The sequence below is a fragment of the Streptomyces sp. SID9727 genome (genome assembly GCF_010550605.1).
Classification (GTDB): Bacteria; Actinomycetota; Actinomycetes; order Streptomycetales; family Streptomycetaceae; genus Streptomyces.
Genome location: NZ_JAAGNI010000217.1, coordinates 1 through 2,031 on the forward strand (window position 1 = coordinate 1; position 2,031 = coordinate 2,031).

Annotated in this window: 1 protein-coding gene; it reads right to left on the reverse strand. The window is 71.8% G+C overall.

Annotated features, from left to right (window positions below):
* Window positions 1-2,031 (reverse strand): Rne/Rng family ribonuclease (locus G3I41_RS14190; protein ID WP_164400566.1); only part of this gene is annotated, 2,031 nt, incomplete at both ends.

Here is a 2,031-nt window from a genome sequence, read left to right on the forward strand (position 1 = left end):
GGCCGGGGCCGACGCCTTGCGGGTGGCCCGGCGGCGGCCACGGCCGCGTGCGACGGCGGCCTCGGCCTCGGCGGCGCTGCTGTACAGCTCCTCGTCCGGGACGAACTCCGGCTCGGGCAGGGCCACCGGCGCGGCGACCTCCGCCGCCACCTCGGCCTCGGTCTCGGCCTCCGCCTCGGTGTGCTCCTGGACGTGCTCGTGGTCGTGGCCGTGGTCCTGACCGCCGCGGCGCTTCTTCGAGCGCTTGCCGCCACCACCGCCGCCCGCGGACGCGGGCTGCTCCATGTGGACGATGACGCCGCGGCCGTTGCAGTGGACGCAGGTCTCGGAGAAGGACTCCAGCAGCCCCTGGCCGACCCGCTTGCGGGTCATCTGGACCAGGCCCAGCGAGGTGACCTCGGCGACCTGGTGCTTCGTACGGTCGCGGCCCAGGCACTCCAGCAGACGCCGCAGCACCAGGTCCCGGTTGGACTCCAGCACCATGTCGATGAAGTCGACCACCACGATGCCGCCGAGGTCGCGCAGCCGCAGCTGGCGCACGATCTCCTCGGCCGCCTCCAGGTTGTTCTTGGTGACCGTCTCCTCCAGGTTGCCGCCCTGGCCGGTGAACTTGCCGGTGTTGACGTCGACCACGACCATCGCCTCGGTCTTGTCGATCACCAGCGAACCGCCGCTCGGCAGGTAGACCTTCCGGTCCAGCGCCTTCATGAGCTGCTCGTCGATCCGGTACGTCGCGAAGATGTCGACCTCGGAGGTCCACCGCGACAGCCGGTCGGCCAGGTCGGGCGCCACGTGCGAGACGTAGCCGTGGATGGTCTCCCACGCGTCGTCGCCGCTGACGATGACCTTGGAGAAGTCCTCGTTGAAGATGTCCCGGACGACCCGGACGGTCATGTCCGGCTCGCCGTACAGGAGCGTCGGCGCGTTGGAGCTGCCGGTGCTCTTCGCCTTCTTCTGGATGTCCTCCCACTGCTGCTGGAGCCGCTCGACGTCGCGGCGCAGCTCGTCCTCGCTCGCGCCCTCGGCGGCGGTGCGCACGATGACGCCCGCGTCCTCGGGGACGATCTTCTTGAGGATGGTCTTGAGCCGGGCGCGCTCGGTGTCGGGCAGCTTGCGGCTGATCCCGGTCATCGAGCCCTCGGGCACGTAGACCAGGTAGCGGCCGGGCAGCGAGACCTGGCTGGTCAGGCGGGCGCCCTTGTGGCCGATCGGGTCCTTGGTGACCTGCACCAGGACGGACTGGCCGGACTTGAGCGCGGTCTCGATACGGCGGGGCCCGTGGGCCATGCCGAGCGCCTCGAAGTTGACCTCACCGGCGTACAGGACGGCGTTGCGGCCCTTGCCGATGTCCACGAAGGCGGCCTCCATGGACGGCAGCACGTTCTGGACCTTGCCCAGGTAGACGTTGCCGACGTAGCTGGTGGCCTGCTCCTTGTTGACGTAGTGCTCCACGAGCACGTTGTCCTCGAGGACGCCGATCTGGGTGCGCTCGCCGCTCTGGCGGACGACCATGACGCGCTCGACGGCCTCGCGGCGCGCCAGGAACTCGGCCTCGGTGATGATCGGCACCCGGCGGCGGCCCTGCTCGCGGCCCTCGCGGCGGCGCTGCTTCTTGGCCTCCATGCGGGTCGAGCCCTTGATGGACTGGACCTCGTCGAAGCCGGTGCCGGGCTCCCGCTCCTCCTTCTTGCGGGGCTCGCGGACCTTGACGACGGTGCGCTCCGGGTCGTCCGAGCCGTTCTCGGCCTCGGACACCGCGTCACCGCTGCGACGACGGCGGCGCCGGCGCCGGCGGCTGCTGCTCGTACCGGAGGCGGCGGACTCGCGCTCGTCGTCCTCGTCGTCGGCCTCGTCCCCGGACTCATGGGCGGCCTCGGGCTCGTCCTCGGCCCGGTCGGCGGCCTCGTCGTCCGTGTGCTGCCCGTCGCCCTCGTCCTCGGCGGCCTCGCCCCGGCGACGGCGACGGCCGCCCCGGCGGCGGCGGCGCGACGGGCGGTCGCCGTACTCGTCGGTGTCCTCACCGTCCTGCCC